This is a genomic window from Maricaulis sp. (genome assembly GCF_030149515.1).
GTDB lineage: Bacteria > Pseudomonadota > Alphaproteobacteria > Caulobacterales > Maricaulaceae > Maricaulis.
In genome coordinates this window covers 59,555-73,431 of the sequence record NZ_JASBRI010000029.1, presented here as the reverse complement: position 1 = coordinate 73,431, position 13,877 = coordinate 59,555, and the positions used below count along the sequence as shown (strand labels likewise).

Here is a 13,877-nt window from a genome sequence, read left to right as displayed (position 1 = left end):
CTAGCTGTCCAACGTGGCCCGGACTTCCGCGCGCAGAACGTCGATCGGGGCGAGGCCCTGCTTGGTGCGCACGTGCCAGTAGGTCCAGCCGTTGCAGGAGGGCGCGCTCTGGATCCGGGCGCCGACCTGATGGATCGATCCGGCATTGGCGCCGGCGATCAGTGTGCCGTCGGCGCGCACCCGCGCGGTGTGGCGGCCCTTGGGGCAGTACAGCGTGTCGCCCGGCTTGACCAGGCCGCGCTCGACCAGCGCGCCGAAGGGGATGCGCGGTTGGGCGCGCTTGGACTGGGTCACGCTGAGCGCTTCGGTAGAGGCAGGCGTGATAGCGTCCAACCGGGCGCGGGCGACGTCAAGATAGTCGGGGTCGCGTTCGATGCCGATGAAATGGCGGCCCAGGCGCTTGGCCGCGGCACCGGTGGTGCCGGTGCCGAAGAAGGGGTCGAGCACGATATCGCCGGGATTGGTGGTCGACAGCAGGACGCGGTGCAGCAGGGCTTCCGGCTTTTGCGTCGGGTGCGCCTTCTTGCCGTCCTTGCCCTTCAGGCGTTCGCCTCCGGAGCAAATCGGCAAGGTCCAGTCCGAGCGCATCTGCACGCCGTCATTCAGCGCCTTCATGGCGGCATAGTTGAAGGTAGGGCGGCCGTCCTTCGACTTGGCGGCCCAGATCAGGGTCTCGTGTGCATTGGTAAAGCGCGTGCCCTTGAAATTCGGCATCGGGTTGGATTTGCGCCAGATGATGTCGTTGAGGACCCAGAATCCCGCATCCTGGAGAATGCCGCCGACGCGGAAGATATTGTGATAGGAGCCGATCACCCAGATCGCGCCGTTCGGCTTGAGGACGCGGCGCGCCTCTTCCATCCAGCTCCAGGTAAACAGGTCGTACTCGTCGAACCCGCCGATCTGGTCCCAGTCATTGTCGACGGCCGATACCTTGGAATTGTCCGGGCGATGCAGATCGCCGCCGAGCTGGAGATTGTAGGGCGGGTCGGCGAAAACCAGGTCGACGCTACCGTCGGGAAGCGATTTCATCACTTCCACGCATTCGCCTTCAAGGATCTGGTCGATCCGGATATCCGCCATGACACGCCACTCCCACTCGTACTTCAGACGGGAAGTTTCTCAGCTCTTATGGCTAACGGGCGGTTAAGCTTCGATCAAGTTATCCACAGCTGGCCGCATCTGTGGATTGCGCTGATTCGGCCGCAAGACGAACCGGCGTGTAGCTCAGCCGGTGGATCGGGCAGGGGCCCAGCTCGGCGAGCCTCTTGCGGTGGGCGGCGCTGGGATAGCCCTTGTGTCCGTCAAAGCCGTAGCCGGGCCAGCGGCGGGCTGCCTCCAGCATCAGCGCGTCGCGCAGCGTCTTGGCGATGATCGACGCCGCGGCGATCGCCGGCTCGCGGGCATCGCCTCTCACCAGGGCTTCGGCCGGGCAGGGCAGACCCTCGGGCACCCGGTTGCCGTCGACCAGGACGTGTACAGGCCTCCGCGGCAGTCGAGAGACCGCGCGCGCCATGGCCGTCATTGTCGCCTGCAGGATATTCAGCCGGTCGATCTCGGCGGGTTCGGCAATACCGATACCGATCCATGTGTTTTGCCGGATCTGCCCGGCCAGGGCCTCGCGCCGGCGGGCGGTGAGGGTCTTGGAATCGGCGAGGCCCGGGATCGGCCGGGACGGATCGAGGACCACCGCAGCGGCCACGACCGGACCGGCCAGCGGCCCCCGTCCAGCCTCGTCCACACCGGCCACCGGTTGCGCGGGAAAACCCTTGGTCCCGTTAAGGTAATGCTTGTCTTTTTGTGGGAGCGTCCGGGTCAAAGCCGATCCTTCGAGGCAAGAGTGTATCGCGTATTCTATTGCCTGACGGTCGAACACGACCTGCGTCTGGTCGCCGTCGCCGCCATCCTGTGCACCCTGTCCGCCCTCGCCGCTGTGGGTACGGCGCGGCGTGCCATGGCCGCCCCGGCCGAGCGGCAGGTGCTGTGGCTGCTTGTGGCAGGATTCGTGACCGGTGTCGGTATCTGGGGCACGCATTTCGTGTCCATGCTGGCCTATGAATCGCCGCTTCCCATCCACTACGCCATGGTCGGCACGATAGGTTCGCTGCTTCTGGCCGTCTTCGTTTCTGCCTGTGGCTGGGCCTATGCGGTCAGGGCCGAACATGCCTTTGCCGCGCCGGTCGGTGGCGCCGTCATCGGGGCCGGCATTGCCACCATGCATTTCATGGGCATCGACGCGATGGATGTCGGTGCGCGCATGCAGTGGGATACCGGCCTTGTCATTGCATCTGTCGTCCTGGGCATGCAGTTCGCGGCCGCCAGCGCGACGATCATGGTGCGTTACCCGACCCGCCGCGGCCTGTTCGGCGCTGCGGCGGCTTTCGTTCTGGGCGTGGTCTGCCTTCACTTCATTGCGATGGGAGCGTTGCAGCTTGTTCCCCTCGCACCGGGGATCGTGGAGCCGGACGGTGTATCGACCAAGCTGCTGGCTGTGACCATCGCCCTCGGCGTGATCTTCGTCGTCTCCATCGGTTTGGGCGCGGCGGCACTGGACCTGCATCTCGGCACGCGCCGCGAAGCCGAGGCACGGCGCATGCGCACCCTGGCCGACGCGACTTTCGAGGGGATTGCCGTTGTGCGCGATGGCATCATGCAGGACATGAATTCCCGCTTCTGCGAAATGCTCAAGCTCGACCGTCAGGATCTGATCCGCACCCCGATCAACAAGGTGGTCATGGACGGAAAGCTGGCCGAGATCCTCGACGAGCAGGCCGAGATGCGTCCGGTCACCTGCCAGCTGCGCTGTCGTGATGGCGCGGCGATCACCGTACAGGTGCGGCGGCGCACCATGGAGTTCGACGGCGACCCTGCCCAGGTCCTGACCTTCCGCGACGTCTCGTCCGAAGAGCGCGCCCGCGCGCGGATCACTCATCTGGCGCATCACGACACACTGACCGGCCTGCCCAACCGCTTGAAGTTCCGTGAGGCCTTCGAGGCCGAACTGGACCGGGCCTGGCACGCAGACACGATCGTCGCGCTGATGTTCTTCGACCTCGACCGGTTCAAGGAGGTCAATGACGTCCACGGCCATGCCACAGGCGATGCATTGCTGAAGACCGTTTCGGAACGCATGCTCGACGTGCTGCCCAAGGGGGCGATCGCCGCGCGTCTGTCGGGCGACGAGTTTGCTGTCGTCCTGCCCGATGTCGAGGGCCGCGAGGATGTGCTGGCCATCGCCCAGCGCGTGGTCAATACGGTCGGATCTCCGCTGACGCTGGGGCAACTGCACCTCAAGGTGTCGGCGTCCGGCGGCGTGACCCTGTTCCCGCTCGATGGCGAGGATCCGGACCGCTTGATGAACCAGGCCGATCTCGCCCTCTACAGGGCAAAGGGCCAGGGCCGGAACCAGGTTTGCGATTTCGATCCCAAGCTGGGCCAGATGATGCAGGAACGCCGCATGCTCGAGGCCGATCTGGGGCTGGCGATCGAGGACGAGCTGCTGGAACTCCACTTCCAGCCGCAGGCCCGCCTGGGCGATGGCGCTATCGTGGGATACGAGGCGTTGATCCGCTGGAACGATGTGCGCCGCGGTTTCGTTCCGCCCTCGAACTTCGTTCAGATTGCCGAGGAGACCGGTCTGATCCTGAAAATGGGCGAATGGGTATTGAAGGCGGCTTGCCGCGAGGCCGTGAACTGGCCTGATGGGCGGCGGGTTGCGGTCAACGTCTCCCCGGCCCAGTTCCGCCAGGGCAATCTGGTATTCTCGGTCCGGCAGGCGCTGAAGCTTTCCGGTCTTGCACCGGAGCGGCTGGAGATCGAGATCACCGAAGGCGTGCTGATCGATGACGAGGAGCGCGCACTGAACGTGTTGCGCGCCTTGAAGGAGCTGGGCGTGGGCCTGGCGATCGACGATTTCGGCACGGGCTATTCCTCGCTGAGCTATCTGCGCGCCTTCCCCTTCGACAAGATCAAGATTGACCGGTCCTTCATGACCGGCATCCACCGGGACCGCGAAGCCCAGATCATCGTGCAGGCGACGATCGACCTGGCGCGTGAGCTGAATATCCGTGTCGTTGTCGAGGGTGTGGAAGAGTTCGACGAGCTTGGTGCGCTAGGGTGCCAGCCCGATCTCGTCCTGCAGGGTTTCCTGCTCTCCCGCCCGATCTCGCGCGGCCAGGTGCCCGGATTCGACGCCGAAAGCGCGGATCTGCGCCTGCGCATTTGCGAGCACGTGAACGCAGGAGCAGAGACGCCACGCCGCCGGGCCTGACCGCTCAGGTCTTGAGCCTCAGGCCGCCGGTCCAGTGCCTGAGCAGGAACCAGGCCGCACCCAGCGGCAGGCCGATCGTCAGCATCCAGGGATGATAGTCACCGGCCCTGGCGACCTGGCTGCCTGTGACGATCCAGCTGAACAGACTGACATTGACCGTCGTCCCGCCCGTCTGAACGAAGGGGGCGATCACGTCGATCGCCTGGCTGGTCCAGTTGAACGTGAAGGTTGGCGCAGTGATCAGGATGGCCGCGGTCCACAGGATGGGCTTTTCCAGATTGTGGATTCGCAGGCGCACCGAGATGGCGGCGAACAGGACCAGCGGGGAGGCGATGGCCAGCCCGGCCATCAGCATGCGCAGCCAACCCCACCGATCGGGCATTTCAAAACCGTTCGTCGGCAGATGGTTCGAGATCAGGCTCGCCATCCGGGGGTCTCCGCCGCCGGCGCGCCGGCTCTGCATGTAGAGGTGATGCAACTGCCCGTTGGACGCCTCCAGCACGTATTCGGCGGTCAATGTGTGGACCGGGTCGGCGTCGTTCATGACATGGGTGTTGAACACCCACGTAACGAGGTCCGAGCGCACAGGCCGGTCTTCGGGCATGTATTGGTAAAAGGAGGTGAAGCCCGTTTCCAGATCGGCCTGACCGATCTCGTCGACGAAGGCACTCGTCAATACGGCCCGGTCACGGTCCAGCGCGGCCCGGTAAATCTCGCGAATGAAGGCGCGATCGACCTCGTCGCCGATCTTGTCGGACATTGTGGCGATCTCGTCGGCGGTCGGACCGCGCAGATAGGGCTGGACCTGAACTGAGCAGGCCGAGACGGCTGCCAGTAGCGGCAGCAGCAGGATCGGAAACACGCGCATGAATTTGCCCCCCGACCCGGACTATGCAGACGGCCTTCTGCAATTCAAGCGCGAACCGGCTGGCTCAGAACAGGCTGGGCTGGCCCGCCGATCCAAGCGGGCGTTCGAACCTTGAAATATCCAGCTCCGCCCGCGGCGCCGTCAGACCATAGCGTTTGACCGCGGCGCGAATCCGTTTGGCAATCAATTGCGCCAGCGGGCCGTCGCCGCGGCCTCGCACGCCCCAGCGCGCATCATAATCCTTGCCACCGCGCATCTGGCGGATCAGCGACATCACCCGGGCCGCCGCATCGGGACGTTTTGCGGCCAGCCATTCGCGGAACAGTTCCCGGATCTCCAGCGGCAGGCGCAAGAGTACGTAGGAGGCATTGGCCGCTCCCGCTTCGGCGGCTGCCTCGAACACCGCCTCGATCTCGCTGTCGTTCAAGGCCGGTATGATCGGCGCCATCATTACCGTCACAGGAAGCCCGGCGCCGGCCAGGCCGCGTACGGCATCGAGCCGGCGGTGAGGCGCCGCGGCGCGGGGCTCCATGTCCCGCGCCAGCCGCCTGTCCAGCGTGGTGATGGATATGGCGCCCTTTGCCAGGCCCTGCGCGGCCATGGGCCCGAGGATGTCGAGATCGCGCAGCACGAGCGCCGATTTGGTGATGAAACTGACCGGATGTTTGTAGCGGGCGAAGACTTTGAGGATGTCCCGCGTGTGTTCCAGCTGTTTTTCCACGGGCTGCCAGGCATCCGTATTGGCCCCGATCACGATCGGCCGAGGTGTGTAACCCGGCCGGTTGAAATGCTGTTCCAGGAGGGCCGCCCCGTCCGGCTTGGCGAAAATGATGCTTTCGAAGTCCAGGCCCGGAGAATATCCCCAATAGGCATGGCTCGGCCGGGCATAGCAGTAGATGCAGCCATGCTCGCATCCCCGGTAGGGATTGATCGACTGGTCGAAGGAGATGTCGGGCGAGGAATTGGTGGCCACGATGGAGCGCGAGGCATCCTTCAGGATGGTTGTTGCCAGGCGCGGTGCCTCGCCATCCGCCTCGGTCCATCCGTCGTCGAAGGCTTCCCGTGCGAACATCTCATAGCGCCCTGAAATGTTTGACCGAGCGCCCCGGCCCCGGGCGCCGGTCCCCGGGGCGGTGGGGGTGTCGGGCGAGGGGGCCGTGGAAGGGGCGTTTAGGGCGTAGCCACCTGGGCGCTCGGTCATGGCGCTACTATGACTCAGAAAAAGAACAAATCAAGAACATTTTTGCGATCGAGCGGCGGCAGAACAGCCCTCGCGAGGACGCCGCCGGTCGTGGCGTCCCGCACGGTCGTCTAAAGCGAGGAGAGATGCGCCTCCAGCGCCAGCATGTCCTGCCAGGCCTTGCGCTTTTCCGGCGGACGGCGGAGCAGGTAGGACGGGTGGAAGACGGGCAGGACGGGGATGGTCTTGTCCGTCGGCTCGCCCGCCGTGTCGCGCACGGCATAGTCCTGCCACTGGCCGCGCAGGCGCGTGATGCCGGTCGATGTGCGCAGCAGGGACTGGGCCGATATGCCGCCGGCGACGATCAGTATGTCCGGCGCCTTCAGGGCGATGTGCCGCTCGATGAAGGGCAGGCACATTGCGATCTCCTCCTGGGTCGGCGTGCGATTGCCGGGCGGGCGCCAGTTGAGGATGTTGGAGATGTAGAGATCGTTCGGGCCGATGCCGATCGCGGCGAACATGCGGTCGAGCAATTGTCCGGACCGCCCGACAAAGGGCTGGCCCTGTTCGTCCTCGTCCTTGCCGGGCGCCTCCCCGACCAGCATCAGCCGGGCTTCCCGGCTGCCGCGCGAGAATACCGTGTTGCGCGCCGTGCGCTTGAGCGGACAGCCTTCGAAGCTCTCGATGGCAGCCTGGAGCGCGTCGAGCGTATCGGCGCCGGCGGCCAGGTCCCGGGCGCCGGGGCCTTCGTGTTCGACCTGGCCGTAGCCCGCTGCGCGGGCGGATGCGGCGGTGGCGGCGCGTACCGGTTCTGCCGGACGGGCGGGGCTGTGCTGCGGCGCTTCGCGCACGGCTCCGGTTTCACGGGCGGGCGGTGTGGCCCGTGCCGGGGCCGGGCGCGGCCGGACCACCGGCGCGTCGAGCTCGATCCCGGCTTCCTCCCACCAGGTGATGAGCGCCTTGAGAGCCTTTTCCTGGCAGGGGTCGAGAGAGGCGGTTGGGTCGGACATGCCTTACGTGCACGTTAACGTAATAATTTTGATCCGGACAGCCGGACGCGCTAGATGGGTGTTCGATCCTAAGGTATGACCGGAAGCCTGCAAGCGGGACAGTGCTGAAACTTGAACAGGAAGGGGTGGCCCGAACATGACCGACGCACCGATCGAACGCGAATCCATGGAATACGATGTGGTGATAGTCGGCGGCGGTCCCGCCGGCCTGTCGGCGGCGATCCGCCTGAAACAGCTGGCTGCCGACGCGGACCAGGAGATATCCATTGCGGTCCTGGAAAAGGGCGCGGAAGTGGGTGCGCACATCCTGTCCGGCGCGGTGGTCGACCCCAAGGCACTCAATGAACTGATCCCGGACTGGGAGGAGAGGGGCGCCCCGCTCGACGAACCGGTCAGGACCGACATTTTCGAAGTGCTTGGCGAAGCCGGATCGATCAGCCTGCCCACGCTCTTCTTCCCGCCGCTGATGAGCAATCACGGCTGCTATATCGTCTCGCTGGGCAATGTCTGCCGCTGGCTGGGCGAACAGGCCGAGGCGCTGGGCGTGGAGATCTATCCCGGCTTTCCCGCCGCCGATCTCGTCGAGGAAGACGGGGTTATCAAGGGTGTCGTCACCGGGGATTTCGGTCTCGGCCGCGACGGCAGCCACAAGGATGGCTACCAGCCCGGCATTGAATTGCGCGGCAAGTACACGCTGATCGCGGAAGGCGCGCGCGGCTCCCTGGCCAAGCAGCTTATCTCGCGTTTCAACCTGTCCGAAGGCAAGGAGCCGCAGAAATTCGGCATCGGGCTGAAAGAGCTCTGGCGCGTGAAGCCGGAGAAGCACAAGCCTGGCCTGGTGAAGCACACCATGGGCTGGCCGCTGGACAACGCCACCGGCGGTGGATCCTTCATGTACCACTACGGCGACAATCTGGTCTCGATCGGTTTCGTCGTTCACCTCAACTACAAGAATCCCTGGATCTCCCCCTTCGAGGAATTTCAGCGCCTGAAGACGCATCCGGCGATCCGTGAAGTGCTGGAAGGCGGCGAGCGCATTTCCTACGGCGCCCGGGCCATCACCGAGGGCGGCTTCCAGTCGGTGCCGGAACTGGCCTTCCCGGGCGGGGCGCTGATCGGCTGTTCGGCCGGATTCGTCAACGTGCCGCGCATCAAGGGCAGCCATAACGCCATGAAGACCGGCATGCTGGCCGCCGAGAGCGTGTTTGCGGCGCTAGGTGCGGGCCGGGCACATGACGAACTGGCCGAATACCAGGCCGCCTACGACAAGTCCTGGGTGGCGCAGGACCTCAAGCGCGTGCGCAATGCCAAGCCGCTCTGGTCGAAATTCGGCACCGTGCTGGGTATTGCCCTGGGCGGGATAGACATGTGGATCAACACGATCACCGGCGGCTGGTCGCCCTTTGGCACGATGGGTCATGGCAAGACCGATGCGCAAAGCACGCAGCCAGCCTCGAAATTCAAGAAGATCGACTATCCCAAGCCCGACGGCGTGCTCACCTTCGACCGGCTGTCCTCGGTATTCATCTCCAACACCAATCACGAGGAGGACCAGCCGGTTCACCTTAAGCTCGCCGATGCGGCGCTGCAGAAGTCGTCCGAGCTCGGCGAGTTCGGCGGGCCGTCGGCACGCTATTGCCCGGCCGGTGTCTATGAGTGGATCGAGGACGAGGCGACGGGGGAGCAGCGCTTCCAGATCAACGCCCAGAACTGCGTCCACTGCAAGACGTGCGATATCAAGGACCCCAACCAGAACATCAACTGGACGACGCCGGAAGGCGGGGGCGGTCCGATGTATGCGGGGATGTAGGCATTTAACCGCGATACGCCCTTGCGCCGGATCGCCGCTGGAGCGAGCATACCGGCCATGACGCGTCTTTCCCTTGCCCTGCCGGTGCTGTTGCCAGCACTGGCGCTTACCTCTTGCGTGACACCGCCGGAAGAGGAGGCGTCGGCCTATGGTGCCTTTCTGGCGGCGCGCTATGCCGGTGTGAACCGCGATGCCCAGGGCGCGGCGGAATACTATGTCGAAGCGCTCGACCGCATGCCCGGAAACGTCGTGCTCACGGACCGGGCCTTCATCACATCGGTGATTGCCGGCGATCTCGACCGGGCCGCCGATCTGGCTGTAGGCGCAGCCGGGGCGGGCGATCCCAGCCGGCTCGCCACACTCTATCATGCCGCGGACCTGATCTCCCGCCAGCGCTATTCAGGCGCCATCGCCGTGCTGGATACCGGGCCGGAATACGGTCCCTACAACGCGTTCTTCAGCGACATCCTGCAGCAATGGGCCCTGATGGGCGCCGGCCGCAGCGATGAGGCGCTGGAGGCGGCGGGCGCCATGCAGGCACCGGGATTCCTGGCGCCGCATCTCTGGCTGCACAAGGCCATGCTGTTCGAGGCCGATGACCAGATGGAGGCGGCCGAGGCGGGGTATCGGTCGGCCGTGTTTACATCAACCTTCCGGCGCCTGGCGACGGACATGTACGGCGCCTTCCTGGTTCGCCAGAACCGGCGCGACGAAGCCATTGCCCTTTATGACACCTATCTTCGCGACGATCGCGGCGAAAGCAGTATCGAGGCTGCACGCCGAGCGGCGGCGTCCGGAGCGCGGGCGCCGCGCCGGCCGGGCATCGCCGGCCTGGCTGCGCGGGCCGTGCTGGGGCCGACAGCCGACCTGGCTGCCCAGGCCGACATGGATCTGACCGTTGTCTACATGCGCATGGTCCAGCGCCTGGATCCCGATCTTGCGCCCCTGCATGTGGTGCTGGCCGGCACGCTGGACCGGATCGGCCTGCACGATCTTGCCCTGTCCGAATACGCTGCCGTGCCCGAAGGACCCTTCCGCCTGGGCGCCGAGATCGACCGGATCGTGCTGATGGCGACGCTGGGGCGGATGGATGCCGCCTATGCCGCGGCCGAGAATCTGGCGGAACAGTCCGGGGAGCCCGAGGCGCTTCTGCTCCATGCCGATCTGGCGCGGATCCACAATCGCTGCGAAACCGCTGTTCCCCTTTACGAACGTGCCATCGCCCTCAACCGGTCGCGCGGCCGTCCCGAGGACTGGCGGTATGAATATTTCCGGGCATCCTGCCTGGTCACGCTGGACCGCTGGGACGATGCCGAGGCGGCCTATCTGGATGCGCTCGACATCGCCCCCAACCAGTCCACCGTGCTCAACGATCTGGGCTATCTGTGGATCGAGCGCGGCGAGAATATTGAACGGGCCTTCGACATGGTGTCCCGGGCCGCCGAGATGGACCCGGAAAACGGCAATGTGATCGACAGTCTGGGCTGGGCCTACTACCAGCTTGGCCATTACGAGCTGGCGGTGCAGGAGTTGGAACGGGCCGCTGCGCTCAATCCCGGCAGCGCCACGGCGAACCTGCATCTGGGCGATGCCTACTGGCAGGTCGGCCGCCGGCTGGAAGCGGGTTTCCAGTGGCGCCGGGCCGCCGACCTGGACCCGTCTGCCGAACAGGTTGTGCAGATCGAGTATCGTCTCGAACATGGCCGTCCGCCCGAACACACGCCAGAGATGGCCTCGGTCGATGTCTCCGGGGCCGGCGAGCCGTGAGTGCCGGGGAAATCAGCGAACTCGCGCCTGCCAAGGTCAATCTCACCCTGCGCGTCGGCCGGGTCCGGCCCGATGGGTATCATCCGCTGGACAGTTTCGTGGTCTTCGCCGACTGGGGCGACGAGATCCGCGTCAAGGACAGCCCGGCCTTCCTCCTGTCCATGTCGGGCGAACCGTCGCGGCGGCTCGCCGGCGGCGGCGACAACAATCTGGTCCTGCGCGCGGCCATGGCGCTGCAGCGCGAGGCGGGCGTCGATCGCTGTGCCAGCATTCATCTGCACAAGAATATTCCCGTTGAAGCCGGCCTGGGCGGCGGTTCGGCCGATGCGGCCGCGACGCTGCGCGCGCTGAACCGGCTATGGGGTCTGGACTGGCCGCCGGAACGGCTGGCCCAGCTGGGTCTTGGCCTGGGGGCCGACGTGCCGGCCTGTGTCTATTCGCGGCCCCTGCGCATGCGCGGTATCGGTGAATGGATCGAGATGATCGACAATGTTCCCGCTCTGCATGCCGTCATCGTCAATCCGGGCGTCGCCGTGCCCACCGGTCCGGTGTTCCGGGCCTTCGACGAGGCGAGCCCGCAGCCCCTGGCCGAGGGTGCCTGGTGGCAGGGCGACCTGGTCGACTGGCTGGCCGGCGAGAGCAATGATCTGGAAGCCCCGGCGATCGTGCGTGAAGGCGCCATCGGTGACACGCTGGACTGGCTGCATGCCCAGCCTGGTGTTCTCTTGGCGCGCATGACGGGGTCGGGGGCAAGCTGTTTTGCCGTGTGCAAGCGCGCTGCCGATGCCCGCGCCGCCGCCGATGCCTATCCGCAATTCGGCAAGGCGGTAACCCTGGGCGCGCCGGACATGGAGGCGTGACATTGCCGGCCGCGCTCATCGCATTTCCGGTGGCGGTCCTGGTGGCCTGGTCGGTGTTGGCCGCGGGCATCCTGGATCATCCCAATGCCCGTTCCAGCCATGCCCGCCCGACCCCGCGCGGCGGCGGTATCGGCGTGCTTGCCGGCGTGTTTGCGGCACTGCTCGTCATTCCGGTGACCGGCCCCGCCGAAGGCGCGGCGCTGGCCGGGACCGTGCTCTGCGGCGGCATGGCGGCCGGCCTGGGGCTGCTCGATGACCTGCTCACCCTGTCGGAGAGACTGAAATTTGCTGTTCTCACGACCCTTGGTCTCGCCCTGTCGGTGATGGCCGGGCCGGTGACCGGGCTCGGTATCGCCCTGCCCTGGATCGTGGGGCTGGCCGGGTCCGCGCTCTGGGTGTTCACGGTGGCGAATGCGGTCAACTTCATGGACGGATCGGACGGTCTTCTCACTGCTACGCTGATCCCCGCGGCGCTGGCGCTGGGGCTCCTTGCCGATGGCGGAACGGCGGATGCCAGCCTTGCGCTGGCGGCGGGTCTGGCGGGCTTCGCCGTCTGGAACGCACCGCTGCTCCGGCCGCGCGGCCGCCTGTTCTGCGGCGATGTGGGCTCGCTGGGCATTGCGGTGATTTTTGCGGGGCTGGCCCTGCATTGGGCCGCAACGGCGCCGGCGGGAAGCGTCTGGCTCGCACCGCTGCTGATCCTGCCGCTTCTGGGCGACGTTCTCCTGACCATGGCGGCGCGGGTGAGGGCCGGGCGCTCGCCCTTCGTGGCGCACCGTGCGCATGCCTACCAGCTGCTCATACGCATGGGGAAAAGCCATGCCCGGATTGCCGCGATATGGGGCGGTCTCAGCCTGGCTTGCGGTGCTCTGGCTCTGGCCGGAGCGGCCGGCGGGGCGTGGGTGAAATTCGCGGTTTTCGCAATCGGTGTCGCGGCCTTCGCGATCATCCACCGTGTCGTGCGCAAAATGGCGATGGCGGCCGGACTGGACGTGTATCAATAAGGGTGTCGCGGACAGTGCGGTTGCAACCAGCGTCGGCGCCCTAGTAGGCGCGATCCACCACGAAGTCGGCCAGGTCTTCCAGCGCCGTGCGCCATTCATTGGCGGGAAAGACCGCGAGGGCCTCGCGTGCCCGGCGGGCATGACTGCGCGCCTGGTCCAGGGTGGCTTCAAGCGCGCCGTGGCGGCCGAGATAGGCCAGGGCCTGTTCGAAATCGCCGTCAGACTGCCGTGTCTCGGCAATGGTACGGCGCCAGAACGACGCCTCTTCGCCCTGCGCTTCCTGCAGGCACAGCGCCACCGGCAGGGTCACCTTTCCTTCGCGGAAATCATCGCCCACAGACTTGCCCAGCTTGGCAGCGGCACCGCCATAATCCAGCGCATCGTCGACCAGTTGGAAGGCCAGGCCCAGTTCGCGGCCATAGGCCTCCAGGGCGGCTTCTTCTGCAGCCGGGCGTCCCGCAACGATACCGGAAACCCGCGCGGCTGCAGCGAACAGGGCGGCGGTCTTGGCATCGATGATCTGCATGTAGGTCTCGACCGTCATGCCGATATCCTTCACCGCCGACAATTGCCGCACCTCGCCTTCGGCGATCGTGGAGGCTGCGGCGGAAAGCACGCCCAGTGCCTTCATCGAGCCGGCCTCCACCATCAGCGAGAAGGAGCGTGCGAACAGGAAATCGCCGACCAGAACGCTCGACGCATTGCCCCAGACCAGATTGGCGGCAATCTTGCCGCGGCGCATGCCGCTCTCGTCGACCACATCGTCGTGCAGCAGGGTGGCGGTGTGAATGAACTCCACGGCTGCCGCGAGACGGATCGGCGCGGCATCGCGATGGCCCAGCATGTTGGCCGCGGCGACCGTGATCATCGGGCGCACGCGCTTGCCTCCGGCCTCGATCAGATAACGGGCCAGTTCCGGGATCAGTTCGACATGGCTGTCCAGACGCTCGAGAATGAGCGCGTCGACGCGGCGCATGTCGTTGTAAGCCAGGGAGGCGAGCCGTTCGGCGGCATTCGGCGCGGACGCTACCCGGGCCGCTGCCGTATCGACTCTCACCGTGCTGTCCACGCCAGCGGTCCTCTTGCAGCCCCGTGAATTGACCGAGACAAT

The 13,877-nt window shown here is 65.9% G+C and carries 11 protein-coding genes; 5 read left to right on the top strand and 6 right to left on the bottom strand.

Annotation, left to right across the window (positions count from 1 at the left end):
• Entirely contained in the window at positions 1-1,080 is a 1,080-nt protein-coding gene (locus tag Q1U94_RS13680; protein WP_300545712.1) for a site-specific DNA-methyltransferase, read from the bottom strand.
• A 79-nt stretch (positions 1,081-1,159) separates the two neighbouring features.
• Positions 1,160-1,747 (bottom strand): ribonuclease HII, encoded by a 588-nt coding sequence (locus Q1U94_RS13675; RefSeq protein WP_366917296.1) that lies wholly within the window; start codon positions 1,745-1,747, stop codon positions 1,160-1,162.
• Between the two features lie 90 nt (positions 1,748-1,837).
• On the opposite strand from Q1U94_RS13675, the gene Q1U94_RS13670 reads away from it, so the two are divergent.
• Entirely contained in the window at positions 1,838-4,267 is a 2,430-nt protein-coding gene (locus tag Q1U94_RS13670; protein ID WP_300545708.1) for an EAL domain-containing protein, read from the top strand.
• A gap of 4 nt (positions 4,268-4,271) precedes the next feature.
• On the opposite strand, the gene Q1U94_RS13665 is transcribed toward Q1U94_RS13670, so the two are convergent.
• From Q1U94_RS13665 to Q1U94_RS13655, 3 genes are all read right to left on the bottom strand, one after another.
• A complete protein-coding gene (locus Q1U94_RS13665) occupies positions 4,272-5,135 on the bottom strand; it encodes a hypothetical protein (protein WP_300545705.1) in 864 nt (287 codons plus the stop codon).
• Between the two features lie 64 nt (positions 5,136-5,199).
• Complete coding sequence (locus Q1U94_RS13660; protein ID WP_300545703.1) at positions 5,200-6,336, bottom strand: PA0069 family radical SAM protein; 1,137 nt, start codon at positions 6,334-6,336, stop codon at positions 5,200-5,202.
• A gap of 110 nt (positions 6,337-6,446) precedes the next feature.
• Positions 6,447-7,325, bottom strand: a complete 879-nt coding sequence (locus tag Q1U94_RS13655; RefSeq protein WP_300545701.1) for a uracil-DNA glycosylase — start codon at positions 7,323-7,325, stop codon at positions 6,447-6,449.
• Between the two features lie 136 nt (positions 7,326-7,461).
• On the opposite strand from Q1U94_RS13655, the gene Q1U94_RS13650 reads away from it, so the two are divergent.
• The 4 genes from Q1U94_RS13650 to Q1U94_RS13635 are packed head-to-tail and all read left to right on the top strand — an operon-like array spanning position 7,462 to position 12,766.
• Positions 7,462-9,135, top strand: coding sequence for an electron transfer flavoprotein-ubiquinone oxidoreductase (locus tag Q1U94_RS13650; protein WP_300545699.1), 1,674 nt, complete (start codon positions 7,462-7,464; stop codon positions 9,133-9,135).
• A 57-nt stretch (positions 9,136-9,192) separates the two neighbouring features.
• Positions 9,193-10,902 carry a tetratricopeptide repeat protein gene (locus Q1U94_RS13645; RefSeq protein ID WP_300545697.1) on the top strand — a complete coding sequence of 570 codons (1,710 nt, stop codon included), beginning with the start codon at positions 9,193-9,195 and terminating at the stop codon, positions 10,900-10,902.
• Positions 10,899-11,762 carry a 4-(cytidine 5'-diphospho)-2-C-methyl-D-erythritol kinase gene (locus Q1U94_RS13640; protein WP_300545695.1) on the top strand — a complete coding sequence of 288 codons (864 nt, stop codon included), beginning with the start codon at positions 10,899-10,901 and terminating at the stop codon, positions 11,760-11,762. Before Q1U94_RS13645 ends, Q1U94_RS13640 begins: the two co-directional genes overlap by 4 nt.
• Positions 11,759-12,766, top strand: coding sequence for a hypothetical protein (locus tag Q1U94_RS13635; RefSeq protein WP_300545692.1), 1,008 nt, complete (start codon positions 11,759-11,761; stop codon positions 12,764-12,766). The genes Q1U94_RS13640 and Q1U94_RS13635 overlap by 4 nt, the downstream gene beginning before the upstream one ends.
• Positions 12,767-12,806: 40 nt before the next feature.
• On the opposite strand, the gene Q1U94_RS13630 is transcribed toward Q1U94_RS13635, so the two are convergent.
• Entirely contained in the window at positions 12,807-13,823 is a 1,017-nt protein-coding gene (locus tag Q1U94_RS13630; protein ID WP_300545689.1) for a polyprenyl synthetase family protein, read from the bottom strand.
• Positions 13,824-13,877: the final 54 nt, after the last annotated feature.

Bases quoted from the DNA above. Each gene is read 5' to 3' on its own strand.
- Q1U94_RS13680 (WP_300545712.1), bottom strand. From the start codon at position 1,080: ATGGCGGATATCCGGATCGACCAGATCCTTGAAGGCGAATGCGTGGAA.
- Q1U94_RS13665 (WP_300545705.1), bottom strand. From the start codon at position 5,135: ATGCGCGTGTTTCCGATCCTGCTGCTGCCGCTACTGGCAGCCGTCTCG.
- Q1U94_RS13660 (WP_300545703.1), bottom strand. From the start codon at position 6,336: ATGACCGAGCGCCCAGGTGGCTACGCCCTAAACGCCCCTTCCACGGCC.
- Q1U94_RS13655 (WP_300545701.1), bottom strand. From the start codon at position 7,325: ATGTCCGACCCAACCGCCTCTCTCGACCCCTGCCAGGAAAAGGCTCTC.
- Q1U94_RS13650 (WP_300545699.1), top strand. From the start codon at position 7,462: ATGACCGACGCACCGATCGAACGCGAATCCATGGAATACGATGTGGTG.
- Q1U94_RS13645 (WP_300545697.1), top strand. From the start codon at position 9,193: ATGACGCGTCTTTCCCTTGCCCTGCCGGTGCTGTTGCCAGCACTGGCG.